The sequence below is a fragment of the Streptomyces sp. NPDC051322 genome (genome assembly GCF_040689485.1).
In the GTDB taxonomy this organism is placed as follows: domain Bacteria; phylum Actinomycetota; class Actinomycetes; order Streptomycetales; family Streptomycetaceae; genus Streptomyces.
The window spans coordinates 413693-430379 of sequence record NZ_JBFBAK010000005.1 but is presented as its reverse complement, the minus strand read 5'-3'; the positions used below and the strand labels follow the sequence as shown (position 1 = coordinate 430379).

13 protein-coding genes and 1 pseudogene are annotated in these 16687 nt (G+C 71.3%); 8 read left to right on the top strand and 6 right to left on the bottom strand.

Annotated elements, in window-relative coordinates; all coding sequences use genetic code 11:
• Positions 1-283 (bottom strand): annotated as a pseudogene (locus AB0436_RS15290) (hypothetical protein); the annotation flags it as partial.
• Positions 284-492: 209 nt separating this feature from the next.
• Between AB0436_RS15290 and AB0436_RS15285 the strand changes: the two are divergent.
• The 3 genes from AB0436_RS15285 (at position 493) to AB0436_RS15275 (ending at position 5219) form a co-directional block, all read left to right on the top strand.
• The gene (locus AB0436_RS15285; protein ID WP_366468305.1) at positions 493-1437 is read left to right on the top strand and encodes a LysR family transcriptional regulator; all 945 of its coding nucleotides are present in this window, start codon (positions 493-495) and stop codon (positions 1435-1437) included.
• A gap of 423 nt (positions 1438-1860) precedes the next feature.
• Entirely contained in the window at positions 1861-3585 is a 1725-nt protein-coding gene (locus AB0436_RS15280; protein ID WP_366468304.1) for a glycosyl hydrolase family 18 protein, read from the top strand.
• Positions 3586-3698: 113 nt separating this feature from the next.
• Positions 3699-5219, top strand: a complete 1521-nt coding sequence (locus tag AB0436_RS15275; protein ID WP_366468303.1) for a chitinase — start codon at positions 3699-3701, stop codon at positions 5217-5219.
• 100 nt (positions 5220-5319) lie between these two features.
• On the opposite strand, the gene AB0436_RS15270 is transcribed toward AB0436_RS15275, so the two are convergent.
• The 3 genes from AB0436_RS15270 to aroQ are packed head-to-tail and all read right to left on the bottom strand — an operon-like array spanning position 5320 to position 8469.
• Complete coding sequence (locus AB0436_RS15270) at positions 5320-7101, bottom strand: TIM barrel protein (protein ID WP_366468302.1); 1782 nt, start codon at positions 7099-7101, stop codon at positions 5320-5322.
• Between the two features lie 37 nt (positions 7102-7138).
• Entirely contained in the window at positions 7139-8002 is an 864-nt protein-coding gene (locus AB0436_RS15265; protein WP_366468301.1) for a shikimate dehydrogenase, read from the bottom strand.
• A complete protein-coding gene (gene aroQ, locus AB0436_RS15260; RefSeq protein WP_366468300.1) occupies positions 7999-8469 on the bottom strand; it encodes a type II 3-dehydroquinate dehydratase in 471 nt (156 codons plus the stop codon). The genes AB0436_RS15265 and aroQ overlap by 4 nt, the downstream gene beginning before the upstream one ends.
• Before the next feature lie 144 nt (positions 8470-8613).
• Between aroQ and AB0436_RS15255 the strand changes: the two genes are divergently transcribed.
• Together AB0436_RS15255 and AB0436_RS15250 are read left to right on the top strand one after the other, a co-directional pair.
• Positions 8614-9276, top strand: a complete 663-nt coding sequence (locus AB0436_RS15255) for a TetR/AcrR family transcriptional regulator (protein WP_366468299.1) — start codon at positions 8614-8616, stop codon at positions 9274-9276.
• 167 nt (positions 9277-9443) lie between these two features.
• A complete protein-coding gene (locus AB0436_RS15250) occupies positions 9444-10802 on the top strand; it encodes an MFS transporter (protein ID WP_366468298.1) in 1359 nt (452 codons plus the stop codon).
• Positions 10803-10869: 67 nt separating this feature from the next.
• Here the strand turns inward: AB0436_RS15250 and AB0436_RS15245 are convergent, their stop codons facing one another.
• Positions 10870-11853 (bottom strand): LuxR family transcriptional regulator, encoded by a 984-nt coding sequence (locus AB0436_RS15245; RefSeq protein ID WP_366468297.1) that lies wholly within the window; start codon positions 11851-11853, stop codon positions 10870-10872.
• Between the two features lie 312 nt (positions 11854-12165).
• Here AB0436_RS15245 and AB0436_RS15240 point away from each other — a divergent pair, with 312 nt between their 5' ends.
• The 3 genes from AB0436_RS15240 to AB0436_RS15230 are packed head-to-tail and all read left to right on the top strand — an operon-like array spanning position 12166 to position 13997.
• Positions 12166-12501 (top strand): hypothetical protein, encoded by a 336-nt coding sequence (locus AB0436_RS15240; protein ID WP_366468296.1) that lies wholly within the window; start codon positions 12166-12168, stop codon positions 12499-12501.
• Entirely contained in the window at positions 12455-13093 is a 639-nt protein-coding gene (locus AB0436_RS15235) for a hypothetical protein (protein WP_366468295.1), read from the top strand. Before AB0436_RS15240 ends, AB0436_RS15235 begins: the two co-directional genes overlap by 47 nt.
• A 16-nt stretch (positions 13094-13109) precedes the next feature.
• Positions 13110-13997: a hypothetical protein gene (locus AB0436_RS15230; RefSeq protein WP_366468294.1), complete on the top strand. Its 888-nt coding sequence runs from the start codon at positions 13110-13112 to the stop codon at positions 13995-13997.
• A 64-nt stretch (positions 13998-14061) separates the two neighbouring features.
• Here the strand turns inward: AB0436_RS15230 and AB0436_RS15225 are convergent, their stop codons facing one another.
• Complete coding sequence (locus tag AB0436_RS15225; protein ID WP_366468293.1) at positions 14062-16668, bottom strand: AAA family ATPase; 2607 nt, start codon at positions 16666-16668, stop codon at positions 14062-14064.
• Between the last annotated feature and the right edge of the window lie 19 nt (positions 16669-16687).

Here is a 16687-nt window from a genome sequence, read left to right as displayed (position 1 = left end):
AGGCTTCCTGCACAACTACAACTACCATCGCTGCCATACCGCACTCGGAGGCCGGCCCCCCGTCACCCGCGTCAACAACCCTGCGGGTCAATACACCTAGTGCGTAACCGACCTGAGCCGCCGTCACCAGCAGCGAGGCCGAAGTGGAGGACAGACGCAGATCGCGGGCGATGGTGTCCAGCAGCGGCTGCGCATAGTAGTTGCTCGCTACGCACAGCCCGACCGCCACGGACATCAGCAGGACCGTGCCGCGTCCCGGGCCGGCAGCGGTGTCCCCGTGCACACGCCGGTCAGGGAGGCCTGCGGGGGATGACGGCTGCGGAGTCAGCGAAGAAGCCCACGTCCGTGTCCTTCCGGGAGTACTCGTAGGCGCAACCGCATCGCAGCGCCTGCGGAGCTGGTCGGTTCCGGCTCACGTTCATGCTGTTCCGCCCCGATCGATGAGTCCAACAGATGCTTGTTATGTGATCGATCGCGAAACACGATGGATGTATGGAACTCCGCCAGCTCGCCTACGCCGTCGCGGTCGCCGATACCGGAAGCTTCACCCGCGCCGCACACCGCTGTTTCGTGGTGCAGTCCGCGCTCAGTCATCAGATCGCCCGGCTCGAGGGCGAGTTGGGCACCCGCCTGTTCGAACGCACCAGCCGCCGGGTACGAGTCACTCCGGCCGGTGAGGCGTTCCTCGGCCCCGCGCGCGAAGCCCTCGCTGCCGCCGAGCGGGCCCGCAGCGAGGTGGCCGCCTGTGGCAGTGAGGTGCGTGGCCGGCTGAGTATCGGCACCATCACCCCACTCGTGGCAGTCGACCTGCCCGACCTGCTGGCCACCTACCGGGACCGGCACCCGGCAGTACGCGTCACGCTGCGCGCATCGCTGGTCCGGGACCTGCTGCAACAGGTACGCGACCGCGTCTGCGACCTCGCCTTCGTCGACACCCGCCCGGCGGAGCCGCCACGCGGGCTGGCCGGGCGGGTCCTCGCGCACGAGGAGCTGGCCGCCATCGTTCCCCACGGGCACCCGCTGGCCGGGGCGGCACAGGCCACGGTGTCCCGACTGGCCGAGGAAGAGATGGTCGACATGCCGCCCGGCTCCGGCATCCGTCAGCACAACGACGCGGCGTTCGCTGCCGTCGGCGCCACCCGCACGGTCGCCTACGAGGCCGACACCATGGCGCTGCTGGAGCAGCTGGTGGCTCGCGGTCTCGGCGTCGGACTGGTTCCCGCCGCCACCGCCGCGCGGATGCCCACGGTGAGCAGCGTGGCGATGACCGGTGTTCCGCGTCGAACGGTGCAGGCGGTGTGGACCGCTTCCGGAGTCTCGCCTGCCGCCCGCGCGTTCCTTCAGCTACTGCGCGAACGTACGCCGGACGCCCCGGCAGGGAACGCGGAAAGTACGGGCGCCGGCTCAGCCGGCGCCCGTACTTCCAGCAGCAACTGACGCTTGAGCCCACGAGAGCGGGCGGTGCACGGCAAGCGCTCCGGCTCCCGGGACGCGAGCCCAGGACAGCCGACCGCCCGCGCGCCGGTGAGCTGTGGCCCGGCTCTGCACGCCCAACGGGGCACCGGCCCTTGGATCCGCTTCAGCAGTTCCAGTGGAAGTTCGGCCGCACCGGTGCGGCGTGGTGCAGCACCGCCACTGCCCCAATAGCCGGGATGTGGTTGACAATTGGTCTAGTCCAAATCCGCCAGCGTCAGGACCATGACAACGCAAGTCACGCCAAGATTGGTCTAGTCCTCAATTAGTCCAGACTATTGACGGGCCCCTCCGGACCTCGGTATCCCATTGACATCCGCGCTGCGAGTGACGGTGCGCCACATCCCCCATCTGGAGGTTCTCGTGAGGTCCAGAAAGAGAACGCTCGTGGCGGCCGCCACGAGCGCGGCGCTGGCCGCCGGAGTGCTCACCGCACTCGCCGCCGGTGTCGACAGCGCCCAGGCGGATACCGCCTCCGCCGCCAAACCCGCGGCCGCCGCCGCGAGCAGCGGCGGCGTCAAGATCGCGTACTACGACCAGTGGAGCGTGTACGGCAACGCGTTCTATCCGAAGAACCTCGACACCGAGGGGATCGCGGGCAAGCTGGACGTCCTCAACTACTCGTTCGAGAACATCGACCCGACGAGCCACACCTGCTTCGAGGCGACCAAGGCGTCCGACTCGACGAACGAGAGCGACCCCAACGCCGGTGACGGCGCGGGCGACGCCTTCGCGGACTACCAGAAGTCCTTCGGCGCCGACATCAGCGTGGACGGGGTCGGCGACACCTGGAACCAGCCGATCGTCGGTAACTTCAACCAGTTGAAGAAGCTGAAGGCGAAGTACCCCAAGCTGAAGATCGTCGCGTCGATCGGCGGCTGGACGTACTCCAAGTTCTTCTCCGACGCGGCCGCGACCGACGCCAGCCGCAGGAAGCTCGTCAGCTCCTGCATCGACATGTTCATCAAGGGCAACCTGCCGGTTCAGGGCGGTTACGGCGGTGACGGCACCGGGGCCGGCATCTTCGACGGCTTCGACATCGACTGGGAGTACCCCGGTTCCCCCAACGGCCACACGGGCAACCACTACAGCGCCGACGACAAGGCCAACTACACCAAGCTGATGGCCGAGTTCCGCACCGAGCTGGACGCCTACGGAGCGGCCAACGGCGGCAAGAAGATGCTGCTCACCGCCGCTCTGCCGGCCGGCCAGGACAAGATCGCGAACCTCGAGACCGACAAGCTCGGCCAGTACCTCGACTACGCGAACATCATGACGTACGACATGCACGGCGCCTGGGACGCGACCGGTCCGACCAACCACCAGGACCCGACGTACGTGTCGCCCGACGACCCGTCGACGCCGATATCACCGGGAACCGAGAAGTACTCCACCGACAACGCCATCACCGCGTGGACCACCGGTGACCCGGCCTACGGCATACCCGGCGGCTTCCCGGCCAACAAGATCACCATGGGTTACCCGCTGTACTACCGCGGCTGGACCGGGGTCAAGGCGGGCAGCAACCACGGCCTGTACCAGTCGGCCACCGGACCGGCGCAGGCGCGCGGCATCAGTCAGGTCGCGGGCACCGCGTACTACAAGGAACTGACGGGCATCGTCGCCAACCCGTCCACCACGTTCTACGACGCGGCCACCCAGTCCAACTACTTCTACAACGGTACGGAGTTCTGGACCGGCCTCGGCGAACAGGGCATCCAGGCCAAGGCGGACTACGCGCACTGTCACGGTCTGGCCGGCTCGATGATGTACTCGCTGCTCGACCTCGACCCCGCCGCCACCCTCTTCAACAAGATCGTGTCCGCGACGAGCGGTTCCGCGTCCTCCTGCTCGACGCCTCCGACCACGCCGCCCACCACGCCGCCCCCGACGACACCGCCGCCCACCACGCCGCCGCCGACCACCCCGCCGCCGACCACCCCTCCGACCGGCTCCTGCACCCTGCCGTCCTGGAGTGCCTCCGCGACGTACGTCGGCGGCAACCAGGTCTCCTGGAAGGGCCACAACTGGAAGGCCAAGTGGTGGACCACCAAGGAGGAGCCCGGCACCACGGGTGAATGGGGGGTCTGGCAGGACCTCGGCGCCTGCTGATCGCTCCGCGACTCCCACGATGCCCGGCCGGGGAGCATCCATCCCCGCCGTCCCACCCGGCCGGGCATCGCGGGCCCCTCACCCCCTCAGGTCTGCTCTTCTCAGGAGATTGCATGAGACCGATCCGTTCTCTTCTCACCGCCTTTGTCACGGCAACCGCCGCGGCCGGGCTCGTCACCGTCGGCGGTGGCGCCGCCCAGGCGGCGACGCCGATGCCGGCGCACGTGTACGCCCCGTACTTCGAAGCCTGGACCGGGGACAGCCCGGCCGCCCTGGCCCAACAGTCCGGTAACAAGTACCTGACGATGGCGTTCATCCAGGCGGCGACCAAGGGTTCCTGCACGCCGTACTGGAACGGCGACAGCAGCATGCCCGTCTCCGCCGCCAGTTTCGGCAGCGACATCACCGCCATCAAGGCGGGCGGCGGTGACGTCATCGCCTCGTTCGGCGGCTACACCGCCGACAACACCGGCACCGAGATAGCCGACAGCTGCACCGACGTCGGCCAGATAGCCGCCGCGTACGAGAGCGTCATCAGCACCTACGACATCACCCGGATCGACCTCGACATCGAGGACAACTCCCTCACCAACTCCGCGGGCATCGACCGCCGCAACAAGGCCGTCAAGCAGGTCGAGGACTGGGCGGCCGCCAACGGGCGCACCGTCCAGTTCTCCTACACGCTGCCCACCACCACGCACGGGCTGGCCGCCGGCGGTCTCGCCGTGCTGAAGAGCGCGGTGTCCAACGGCGCCAGGATCGACGTCACGAACATCATGACGTTCGACTACTACGACAACGCCACGCACAACATGGCCAACGACACCCAGACCGCCGCGCAGGGCCTGCACGACCAGTTGGCCAAGCTCTACCCGTCGAAGTCGGACGCGCAGCTGTGGGGCTCCATCGGCGTCATCGAGATGCCGGGTATCGACGACTTCGGCGCTGCCGAGACCTTCACCACCGACAACGCCACGTCCGTCTACAACTGGGCCGTCGGCAAGGGCATCAACACCCTGTCCATCTGGGCGCTGCAGCGGGACAACGGCAGCTGCCCCGGCCAGGGCGCCTCGGACTCCTGCTCCGGGATCAACCAGAGCACCTGGCAGTTCAGCCACACCTTCGAGCCGTTCACCAGCGGCACCACCACCCCGCCGCCGCCGCCCAACGACTTCTCGGTGTCGCTGTCCCCCGCCTCGGCCACCGTCGCGGCCGGCAGCTCCGCCACCTCATCGGTGCACACCGCCGTCACCGCGGGATCGGCCCAGTCGGTCAGCCTGGCGGTGAGCGGCGCCCCGGCCGGTGTCACCGCCTCGGTGAGCCCCGGATCGGTCAGCGCCGGCGGCAACGCGACCCTGTCGGTCTCCACCACCTCGTCCGCCGTCTCCGGCACGTACACCCTGCGGGTCACCGGCACGGCGGGCTCCACCAGCCACGCGGCTACCTACACGCTGACTGTGACCGGCGGCGCCACCGCCTGCACCGCGGCGCAGTGGAACAAGTCGGCGGTCTATGTGGGCGGCAACACCGTCTCGTACGGCGGCCACACCTGGAAGGCCAAGTGGTGGACGACCGGGGAGACCCCGGGCACCACCGGTGAGTGGGGTGTCTGGCAGGACCTCGGCGCCTGCTGATCTCCCGTCCGGTCCGTGCGCACGGTGTCCGGCAGGGTGGTCGACCCTGCCGGACACCGGCGCGTGGCGGGCCAGTTCCTGCGGCGCGCATCGCCAGGCGTCACGTCCGCTGAGCCGTGAGACGAACCGGGGCGTTCTGAGCGCCGTAGCCATCGTAGCCGTTGAGGCGTTCGACGAGTTCGAAGAAGAGGCGGCCGATCGTCTCGGTGTAGCAGTGCCGGAACTCCCCCTTCTCGTCGCGGTCGTAGAGGATGCCGAGTTCGCGGTACGTCTCCAGCTCGCCGGGGGCGAACGCATGGCGTGCCGCCAGGTCGTCGTAGTAGTTCCCAGGTACCTGCAGCATCGGCAGGCCCGCCGCGCGGGCGCGGCGGGCCGCGGTGACGACGTCGTCGGTCGCGAAGGCCAGGTGCTGGGGGCGGGCGGGGTCGTCCGTGGGGGACGGGCCCACGCCGAGCGCGATGCGCACGGTGCCTTCGGGGTTGCTGGCGGCGCGGCTGCGCAGCAGGCCGTACGGGTCGGCCAGGTCGACGCTGGCGTGCGGCTGGAGGCCGAGCACGCTGCGGTGGAAGAGGGCCGCCTCGTCGAAGTGGTGCCAGGGCTGGGTCAGCGCCACATGATCGATGCGCCGGATGCCGATGCCGTCGCCGCCCGGCCGGTGCAGGGCGGGCGGGAAGTCGCCGGTCCAGCTGGGGTGCCCGGGGCGGTCGGTGGCGCAGAAGAAGAACTCCGTGCCGTCGGGTGCGGCCACCGCGTCCAGGGGCGCGTCCTCGGGCGCGCGCCGCCTGGGCAGTACCGGCGCGAGCAGGGATTCGGCGCGGGACGCGGCTGCCGCCGGGTCGGGGCTCTCCAGACCGATGGCGGTCAGCGAGGGGTCCGGGCGGTGGCCGTCCGTGTCGGTGTTGAGCAGGATGCGGGCCTCTCCCTGTTCCCAGAGGTCCACCGGCTTCCCCGGGTGCCGGGCCGTACGGGAGAAGCCGAGCGCGGTGAGCAGCGGAGCGACCCGCTCGGTGTCCGCGGTCGCGATCTCGGCGAACGCGAAGCCGGTGGGCAGGACCGGCGCCGGGGGCGTGGTCAGACCCGCGGACTCCTGGAGTACGGCGAGGGAGCGCTGGGCGTCGGTGGCGGTGTGCCCGGCGTCGGCCTGGCGGAAGACGTCGTTGAAGACCTCCAGCGAGAGCGGACCGCGATAGCCGGCCCGCACCACCGCGCGGACCAGCGCGGTCACGTCGAGGTCGCCCTGGCCCGGGAAACACCGGTAGTGGCGGCTCCACTGCAGGACGTCCAGGGCCATCAGCGGGGCGTCGGCGAGCTGCACAAAGAAGATCTTGTCGCCGGGGATCGCCGCGATGCCGGCGGGGTCGGAACCCCGGGCCAGGATGTGGAAACTGTCCAGGCAGACCCCGAGAGCCGGGTGGTCCGCCGCTTCGACGATGCGCCACGCGTGGTCGTAGGTGCTGACATGGCGTCCCCAGGCGAGCGCCTCGTAGGCGACCCGGATACCGAATCCCTGGGCGAGTTCGGCGAGTCGGCGCAGGTGCGCGGCGGCCAGCGCGTCATTGTCCACGGCGTGCGGCGAGACGCTGGAGCAGACCAGGACGGTATCGGCGCCGAGCCGCCGCATCAGTCGGAACTTGTGTTCCGCGCGCCGCAGGTTGCCGGCGAACTCGTCCGGCGACACGGCCTCGATGTCGCGCATCGGCTGATACAGGTCGATCGTCAGGCCGAGGTCGGCCGTGCGGTCCCGTATCTCCTCGGGGCTGAGCGGGCAGCCGATCAGGTCGTTCTCGAAGATCTCGACGCCGTCGAAGCCGGCCCGCGCCGCCGCGGTGAGCTTCTCGGTGAGCGATCCGCTGAGCGAGACGGTGGCGATGGAGGTGCGCATTTCGGTTCTCCTGACGGCTTGGCCGGCTTCGGCTTTCTCAGTGCGTTGCCGTGAGATCGGCGATGTCGGCGAGCATGTGCGCGGTGTCGGGTTCCCTGTCGGTGAACAGCCGGAACGCCTCGGCCGCCTGGAATACGGCCATGCCTCCACCGTCCAGGGTGGCGCAGCCCAGCACGCGGGCGGTGCGCACCAGCTCGGTTTCCAGCGGGCGGTAGACGACCTCGGCGACCCACAGCCGAGGGTGCAGCAGATCGGCGGGCAGCGGCAGCCCGGGGTGGGCGGCCATCCCGACGGGGGTGGCATGGACGAGGCCGTCGGCGCGGGCCAGCTCCGCGGCGAGGGCGGGAACACCGGCCGCGACGGCCCGTCCGGCGCCGAAGTGCCGGTTCAGGGAGTGCGCGAGCGCCACCGCGCGGGCCGGCTCGGCGTCGACGAGGGTCAGGCAGCCTGCTCCGAGCGTGAGCAGGGCGTGCGCGACGGCGGTTCCGGCTCCGCCCGCACCGATCTGCACGACCCGGTCGAGCGGCGCGTCCGGCAGACCGCGGGCGAAGGAAGCGGCGAAGCCGGTGACGTCGGTGTTGTGGCCGATCGCCCGGCCTTGCCGGAAGACCACCGTGTTCACCGCGCCGAGCGCCGCGGCCTGCGGGGACAGCTCATCGAGGTGGGCGAGTACCTGCTGCTTGCAGGGGTGGGTGATGTTGAGTCCGTCGTATCCGAGCTCACCCGCCGCGCGGACGAGCTCACCGGTCTTCTCCGGGGGAACGCCGAGTGCCTCGATGTCGATGAGGCGGTAGAGGTAGCGCAGTCCCTGCCGGTCCGCCTCTCGCTCATGGAGCGACGGGCTGAGGGAGGGGCCGATGCCGGAACCGACCAGGCCGACGAGGTACGAGTCGGGGCTCACCGGGTCTCCTTCACGAGCTGGGCGAGATGGGCGAGAGCCAGGGCGTAGCCATGGGCGCCGGCCCCGCAGATGACGGTGTCGGCCACGGCCGAGACGTAGCTGTGGTGCCGGAAGGCCTCCCGCCGGTGGATGTTCGACAGGTGGACTTCGACCACCGGCAGCTCGACGGCGGCGAGTGCGTCCCGCAGCGCGACGGAGGTGTGGCTGTAGCCCGCCGGGTTGATCACGATGCCGCGGTGTGCGGTGCGGGCCTCGTGCACGGCGTCGATGAGGCCGCCCTCGTGGTTGCTCTGCCGGCAGTCGGCACGCAGGCCGTGGGCGTTCGCAGCGCTCCGGCAGAGCTCTTCGACGTCGGCCAGGGTGTCCTTGCCGTACACGGCCGGTTCGCGCAGGCCGAGCAGGTTGAAATTGGGGCCGTTCAGCACAAGCACCGGGATGCCCGGCGCTGTGCCGGTGTGGTTCGGCATCGTTCGTCCCATCAATGTACGGACTGGTTAGTTAGTAATACCGGACGGGCTCGGGCTTGGGAAGCCCCACGAACGATTTCCTCGTCCGCCACTCGCCGGCTTCTACAATCACCAGACCCGACCGACCGCCTGCGAAGGATCCGGATGACCACCACCGAAGAGCCCGCGCGCCGCTCCGGACGCACCCGCGACGCGGCCCGTACCCGGGCCGAGATCCTCGCGGTGGCGACGGGGGAATTCGCCCGGCTCGGCTACGACGGGGCGCGGGTCGACGAGATCGCCGCCCGCACCCGCACCACGAAGCGGATGATCTACTACTACTTCGGCGGCAAGGAGCAGCTGTTCACCGCCGTCCTGGAGCGCGCGTACGAGGAGATCCGGCAGACGGAGCAGCGGCTGGACGTCGAGCACCTGGACCCCGCTGCGGCGATCCGCCGGCTGGCCGAGCTGACCTTCGACCACCACGAGGACCACCCCGACTTTATCCGCCTGGTCAGCATCGAGAACATCCACGAGGCCGAGCACATCACCGCCTCCGAGGAGCTGTCCCGGATCAGCTCCCCCGCGATCGACGTGCTGCGTCGGATCCTCGACGCCGGGCGGGCCTCGGGTACGTTCACGGCGGACGTGGACGCCGTGGACCTGCACGCGATGATCAGCTCGTTCTGCTTCTTCCGGGTCGCGAACCGGCACACCTTCGGCGCACTCTTCGGCCGCGACCTGGTCGCCGCCGACCAGCGTGCGCACTACCGGAACATGCTGGGCGACATGGTCATCGCCTATCTGACCGCGGAGCGCGGCGCCTGAGCGGCGCGCCCGCGGTCCGGCTCCGGCTTCCGCCGGTGATGTTTTCGACCCGACCCCTTGACGTGGAGGCGATATCCCCGCAACATCCGTAGCCACCCCGCTATTAACTATCCAGTGCGTTAATTAGCGGGGGCCGTCCCCACGGAACGTCCCCGAAGGAGTCAGACGTGACCGTTCACGCCCCTGCCGCCGGTCCCCCGCCCCAGGCCCAGCCCCGTAAGGCCGCACTCGCCGCCTGGATCGGCAGCGCCCTGGAGTACTACGACTTCTTCATCTACGGCAGCGCCGCCGCCCTCATCTTTCCCAAGGTCTTCTTCGACGCGTCGGATCCGGCGAGTGCGACGCTGCTGTCGCTGGCCACCTTCGGTGTCGCCTACGCGGCCCGCCCGGTCGGCGCGTTCTTCCTCGGACATGTCGGGGACCGGCTCGGGCGCAAGAAGATCATGGTCTTCACACTGCTCCTGATGGGGCTCTCGACGTTCCTCATCGGCTGTCTGCCCAGCCGGGCGGTGGTCGGCGGCGCCGCCCCAGTCCTGCTCGTGCTCCTGCGCATCCTGCAGGGCCTCTCGGCGGCGGGTGAGCAGGCCAGCGCCAACTCCATGAGCCTGGAGCACGCACCGCAGGACCGCCGCGGGTACTTCACCAGCTTCACGATCAACGGGACCCAGGCGGGCCAGCTGATCGCGACCCTGGTCTTCATCCCGGTCGCCGCCCTGCCGGAGGACCAGTTGCTCTCCTGGGGGTGGCGGATCCCGTTCTGGCTGAGCGCCGCCGTCGCCGTGACGGGATACGTCATCCGTCGCACCCTGGACGAGACGCCCGTCTTCGCGGAGCAGGCAGCGACCGCGGGGGTGGCCAAGCTGCCGCTGGCCGTGCTCTTCCGCGACCACTGGAGCGATGTGCTGCGGGTCGTCGCGGCCGCCCTGATCGCCACGGTCAGCACCGTGTTCACGGTCTGGGCGCTGGCCTTCGCGACCAGCGACGCCGTGGGCATGGGCCGGACCGGCATGCTGTGGGTCGGCGCGCTGGCGAATCTGGTGGCCCTCTTCGCGATCCCGCTGTGGGCCCGGCTCTCCGACCGGATCGGACGTCGACCGGTCTTCCTGATCGGCGCCGTCGGAAGTGCCGTGGTGATGCCGCTGTACCTGTGGGCGATCACCACCGGCAGCTACCCTCTGGTGCTGATCCTCGGGATACTGACGTTCGGCATCGTCTACAGCGCGGCCAACGGCATCTGGCCCTCCTTCTACGGCGAGATGTTCCCCACCCGGGTCAGGCTCTCCGGAATGGCGATCGGCACCCAGATCGGCTTCGCCGTCGCCGGCTTCGCAGCCGCCTTCGCGTCGCAGATCGCCGGACCGGACGGAGACAACTGGTCGGGCGTCGCCCTCTTCGCCGCGGCCCTCTGTCTGCCGCCGGTCGTCGCCGCGCTCTCCGCCCGCGAGACGGCCCGGGTAGCGACCGCGCACCTCGGGGAGCGTGACGACGCGGTCGCAGCACGGGCCGAGGTGCCGGCCGGGACCTGAGAAGCTGTTGCTCCACCCCCGCTGGGCCGGCGACGCCCGGCACTCTCGGCGGGGCCGGGGATCCGGCTCAGAGCCAGCCCGCCCGAGCTGCCTTCGCGCCCAGTTCGAAGCGGCTGGAGGCGCCGATACGCTCGGACAGTTCGGCGACCATCCGGCGCTCCGTGCGCAGGCCGATGCCCAGGGCACGGGCGATCGCGTCGTCCTTGGCCCCGGAGGCGAGGAGGCGGATCAGTTCGCGTTCCTGGGGGGTGAGGCCCCCGTCGTCGGGCGGTGCGGGGACGCCCAGGCGGGTGGCGTGCTTCCAGTAGGACTCGAAGAGGGCGGTCATCGCGGTCACCATGGTGCGGTTGGCGAGCACCAGCGCGGTGGGGCGCCCGTCCTCGGTTCCCTCCCCGACGACGACACAGCGGTTGTCCACGATGAGCAGCCGCATCGGCAGCGACGGAGCCGTACGGATCTCGCCGCCGCGTTCCCTGACCCAGCGGACGTACTCCAGGGTCGCCCGTTCCTTGGTGATGCTGTCCAGGTAGATGCTGCGGAAGCGGACGCCCCGGTCCAACGCCCGCTGGTTGAGTGGCTGGGCGGCCTTGGTGCCCTCCTCCGACAGGATGCTGCTGGGGTGGATCGCCAGCGCTTCCGACCGGCAGTCCTCGGAGAGCATCTCCAGGCGGGTGCGGATCTGGTCCATGCCGACCAGCCGCTCCGTACCGGTCAGCCCGCCGGCTTCGCCCTGCGCGGTGTACTCGGCTGCCAGGGCGGCGAGTGCCGCCCTGTTCTGCTCGATGCGCCACTGGCGGTCGGCGAGTTCACGCTGTTCCTGCTGGATGAGGACCTCGAGGCCGAGGGTCGGGCTCACCGCCCTGAAGTTGCCCGGCTGGTCCCAGGAAGGGGTCAGCAACGACAACCCGATCAACCGGTGGACAGCGGTGCGGACCCGGTCCTCCGGCAGCGCCAGATGTTTGGCGAGGGCGGGTACGGCCTGTTCCTGATGGAGCAGAACGGCCCGGTAAACCGCAAGGCTGTCCTGGTCCAGTCCGACCGGCAGATCCACAGCGCACCCCCATACGCGGCCCCGGTCCCCATCGGACGGCCCGAATTCCGCCCGTCACCGTGATCAGGTAGATACTAGTACGAAATCGGCCGTGTCACACGGAAGTTGCCGGTTGCCGATCACCCCGCACCCCGAACTGCGCGAGGTCATGGCAGGTCAGGCAGCTTGGTGCCAGGCAGCTTCCTGGCCTTCACAGAACCCCCGCAGAACCACCGATGCGGTGTTCGCTTGTCCACGTCGGACAGCCTGGCTCGATTTCGCCGCCGGGCACCGCAAGACCACGACGTGCAAGACGAACCAGGGGGATTTTCCATGCAGAGCAGATCCACCGTGCGCCGCTCCGTCGTTCTGCTGACCACGCTGAGCTGTGCCGCCGCGGTCCTGTTGACGGGGCTGGTTTTCGGCTCCGCCAGGCTTCTCGGCACCACCCACCACGACAGGCGGGTGCCGGCGGCCCGCCGCCTGAACAGCCGCACCGGCACCGGTGCGCGCACTTCCGTTCGCAACGCCCCGACCGTGCACAGCGTCGACTTCCGCTGGGACGACGCTCCCCAGGACGTACGCGATCGCGTGTGCGCCGACAACCCCGAGGTAATGACCGGTGGACTTTCGCTCACAGATCTCCCCGACGGTCCTCCTTGCCGGTGAGATGACTCCGACCGCGCGGGCAGTCGCCGCCGGCCTGGGCAACCAGGGTGTGACCTTGGGGATCTGCGCACCGGAGCCGGTCACCGCCGCCTACCTGTGCCGTGATCTGACCGCGTCGGGACTGCTCGCCCTGCCCTTCCACAGCCGGCCGGGCCACATCGAGGACATCTCCCGGCTGCTCGCCGACCTGGCCACCGATCTGGGGCCGTTGGACGCGCTGGTCGATCTCTCGCCCGTCGACCCCGCCGATCTCACCGCCGGGCCGGCCACGCCCGACGTACCGTGGCCGGCCCTGCCCGTGCCGTTCCGCCTGACCTGGGCCGTTGCCCAGTCGATACGGGCCACCGGGCGGTCCGGCCGCGTCGTGCTGCTCAACCGGCGTGCGCCGGACGGGGACAGCGGTGGGGACCGGAGCCCCAGGGCGCCGGTCCGGCAGTGGGCCGGGCACGGCATCACGATCGACACCGTCGACCCGGTGCCCGGGAGCGAGCCGTACCCGGCCGAGCCGATCGTGCGGCTGCTGACCCGCCGACCAGGGGTCGCCGCACCGCGGGCCGCACACGGCCGGCACCAACAGCAGGAACAGCGGTAGTAGGAAACGGGGGCCGATGAAACCGACGGGCGTCAATCCGACGGGCGTGGAGACGCTGTGCGCCGAGTTCTTCGGGATCGGGGTGACGGTCACGGCTGCCACCGGTCTGGCCGCCCTGCGCTTCCGGTTCGCGCCGCATCTGGTCCCGGAGGCGCGGGGCGCCGACCGGCTGCTGGTCGAGTTCGGTGAGGAACGGCCGGGCGGCGCGGCGCAGTTCCTGGTGCGGGGCGCCGACGGTACGCCGATGCTGCGCCGGGCCTTCCGGGCCTGGACGAACGTGCCGCCGCCCGTTCCGCCGTTCGCCGCGCTCGCCGAGCGGTTCTGGCTGACCCCCGCGGTGGTGCTGGCCAAGGGTCCGGTGAGCGTCGCGCTGATGGGCAGCCCGTATTCGCCCCGGGCCGACGTCGCCGTCGCGCTCGCCCAGCGGTCCTGGCAGTTCGTCTCCGGTCAGCTCCTCGTCGTGGACCGGGCGCTCGGTCAGGTACTGCCGTATCTGGTGCCGCTCGAATTCCACGGCGCGTCGGCAGCCGGGGTGAACACCGACACGTTGCCCGACGGCACGTGGAACCGTCGGCCGTCGGCGTTCGGCCACCCGGTCCTGCAGGTACGTCCCGAACGGCTGGGCGGCACCGTCCCGCGGCAGGCCCGGCTCGGGCCACCGGCCTTGGTGCAGCTGTGCCGGGCGCCGGGCGAAGCGATCCGGCTGTCGCCGGCCGGGAGCGCACCGCCGGTTTGGCCGCCCGATGCCGCGGCCGAGCTGACCGGGCTGCCCGACTACCGGCTGGAGCTGCCGGGCAAGGGCGGCGCCGAGGAGGCGGCCTGGCTGATCGATGAGCGCACGGCGGAGACCGGCGGTGGCGTCGAAGAAGCCGCGGCGCCGGCGGGAGCATCACTGCAGATCTGACGCGCGGTCCGCGGACCGTGGTGACCGCTGGGGGGTACGGCCCACAGGCCGTACCCCCCAGCGGTCACAGCTCTTTGAGCGCCTCGCCGAGTTCGGGCCTGCCCCGGATGCCGAGCTTCCGGTAGATGCGGCCCAGGTGGGTGTCCACCGTTCGCTTGCTCAGGAACAGCCGCTCGGCCACTTCCAGGTTGCTGAGACCGGTGAGCACCAGGTCGGTGACCCGGCGTTCGCTCGCCGTGAGTCCGACCCGTCGGGCGCCGGCCGGAGCGGGCGAAGTCCCGGAGCCTGCGGGGTTTCCCGGTCCGGCGGGGCTCCCCGTCGCCGTCCCGCCGGCGGTGGTCGCCCCGGCCGCGGGCCGATGCGCGGGCAGCAGGCCCGTGTGGTGGCCCGCTGCGTCGTCACCCGCGATGGCGCGCGCGGCGCCCGGCTCGCCCAACTGCTCGTAGGCGCACGCCGCGTGCTCACGCCAGGGGACGCAGGCCGGGTTGGCGATGCCCCGCGCGGCCAGCTGGTGCCCGCACTCCAGGAACAGTTGCAGCGCCTGCTCGTGCTCGCCGACACCGGCCGCGGCCACCCCCCTCGCCTGCAGCGACAGCGCCCGGATCAGCGGGTGCGCGCCGGACGGGGGCGGCGCCTGGGCCAGTACGGCGGCGGCCGCCTCGTGCTGGCCGCGGACCACCAGGGCCCGGGCGGCGCAGGCTGCGGCCGCGGCGGCCAGGCCCGCCGCCCGGACCGACTCGGCCAGCCGCAGCGCCTCCCGGGCGTCGCTCAGGCAGGCTGCCGTGCGATCCATGCGGTGGGCGATGTCGGCGCGTACCAGCAGGGTCAGGGCCAACTCGCCGGGGTGCGCGGCGATCCGGGCGGTGAGCACCGCGCGACCGGCCAGGGCCGCTGCGTCCTCCAGCCGGCCGGACCAGGCGAGCGCCAGGGCCGCGCCGGGTGCGCCGGTGCCGGCCCCCGCCGGGGCGGTGGCCTCCGCGCACCGCTCGGCCAGCCGCTGGGCGCGGCGCGGGAAGCGGCCGCCCGCCGCGGTCAGCGCGGCCAGCGCGCCGAGGAAGGCCGGGCCCGCGACCTGCCCGCCCGGGGACCGGCGCAGCGCCGCCAGGGTACGGCGGGCGGTGCCCCGGTGCCCGGCCAGCAGGGCCTGCGTGCCGAGCGGCAGCAGCAGTTCCAGCGATGCGCCGGAACCGGTGTCCAGGGCTGCGGCGGCCTCCACGAAGGACCGGGCGGCCATGGTGGAGTCGAGGGTCAGTACGGCGTCGGCGAAGGGCAGCAGGGCGCGGGCCCGGGCGGGCGGCGGTCCGACGGACGCGGCGACGGTGGCCGCGTACCGGGCGCAGGCGGCCACGTCCTGGTGGAGCTCGACGGCCCCGAGCTGACCGGTCACCGCGAGGACCGTCTCCGGATCGGCGGACTCGGCCAGAGCCCGGCGCAGATAGCGAGCGGCGGTGCCCCAGTCGCCGGCTGCCGCGGCCTCGCGGGCGGCGGTACGCAGGATGGGCAGCGCCCAGGTCTGGCCGGTGGCGCCCATCGACATCAGGTGCTCGGCGGTCTGCGCGGCCGGGGCGCCGAGACGTACCAGCAGTGCGGCGGCCCGGGCGTGCAGATCGAGGCGGGTTTTGGGCTCGATACGGGAGAGGATCGCCGTACGCACCAGTTCGTGACGGAACCGCTGCGGCGGCCCGGGATCGATGAGCCCGCTGCGGCGCAGCTCCTCGCCGGCCAGTGCGGTCTCGAACTCACCCTGGCCGGCGAGGGCGGCGGCGGTCTCGATGTCACCGCCGGGACCTAGTACGGCCAGGTTGGTGAGCAGTTCAACGGCGGCCGGCCGGCTTCGGTGCAGCCACTCCACGGTGGTGTCGGAGAGTGTCGCGGCGCCGATCTCCAGGACGGCGGCCGGGTCCGGTGAGCCCGCCGAGACGCCCGCGGCGAGCAGCCGGTCGGTGAGTTCCCTGAGGACCAGCGGGTTGCCGAGCGAGAGCGTGTGGCAGGCGGAGGCCAGTTCGGTGTCCAACGGAGCGCCGAACCGCTGCGCCATCCACCGCGCCGCGCAGGTGTCGCAGAGCGGCCCCGGCCGCAGCAGCCGGGGGTGGGAGAGCGCGTCGAGATCGGCCGGCAGCGCGTCGTGGGCGTCGGAGTCCACGGTGAAGACCAGGGCCAGCGGCAGTCCCTCGAGGCGGCGCACGATGTACGAGAGCCAGGCGAGGGACGCCGGGTCGGCGAAGGTCAGGTCGTCGACGGCGATGACGACCGGTTTGCCGCCGGACAGCGAACGGGCCGCCTGGAAGAGGTCCTGGAGCTGTTCGTGCACCTCGGCGCCGCTGGCTTCGGCGCGGGTACCGGCCCGCAGTTCGAGGCCGGCCGCACCGGTACGCCCCGGCTGGGCCAGCACCCGGTCGAAGAGCTGACGGACGACCCCGTACGGGAAGTCCCGTTCGCTTTCGTGGCAGCGGGCCCGCAGCACCACGCTCTGCCGGGGCGCCCGGGCCAGCGCGGCCCGCAGCAGCGAGCTCTTGCCTATGCCGCGGGGGCCCTGGATCGCGATGACCGCGGGTTGTCCTTCGGCCAGTTCGGCCATGGTCGCGTCCAGGACGGCCAGTTCGTCGTCCCGGTGGAGCAGCGGACCCGCCGGTCTTCTCGGCCCGTCCGCTGCCTCCTTGCTCGCTATCACCAGTGTGCCCCCGTAGTCC

Bases quoted from the DNA above. Each gene is read 5' to 3' on its own strand.
- AB0436_RS15230 (WP_366468294.1), top strand. From the start codon at position 13,110: ATGAAACCGACGGGCGTCAATCCGACGGGCGTGGAGACGCTGTGCGCC.
- AB0436_RS15270 (WP_366468302.1), bottom strand. From the start codon at position 7,101: ATGCGCACCTCCATCGCCACCGTCTCGCTCAGCGGATCGCTCACCGAG.
- AB0436_RS15275 (WP_366468303.1), top strand. From the start codon at position 3,699: ATGAGACCGATCCGTTCTCTTCTCACCGCCTTTGTCACGGCAACCGCC.
- aroQ (WP_366468300.1), bottom strand. From the start codon at position 8,469: ATGCCGAACCACACCGGCACAGCGCCGGGCATCCCGGTGCTTGTGCTG.
- AB0436_RS15255 (WP_366468299.1), top strand. From the start codon at position 8,614: ATGACCACCACCGAAGAGCCCGCGCGCCGCTCCGGACGCACCCGCGAC.
- AB0436_RS15240 (WP_366468296.1), top strand. From the start codon at position 12,166: ATGCAGAGCAGATCCACCGTGCGCCGCTCCGTCGTTCTGCTGACCACG.
- AB0436_RS15285 (WP_366468305.1), top strand. From the start codon at position 493: ATGGAACTCCGCCAGCTCGCCTACGCCGTCGCGGTCGCCGATACCGGA.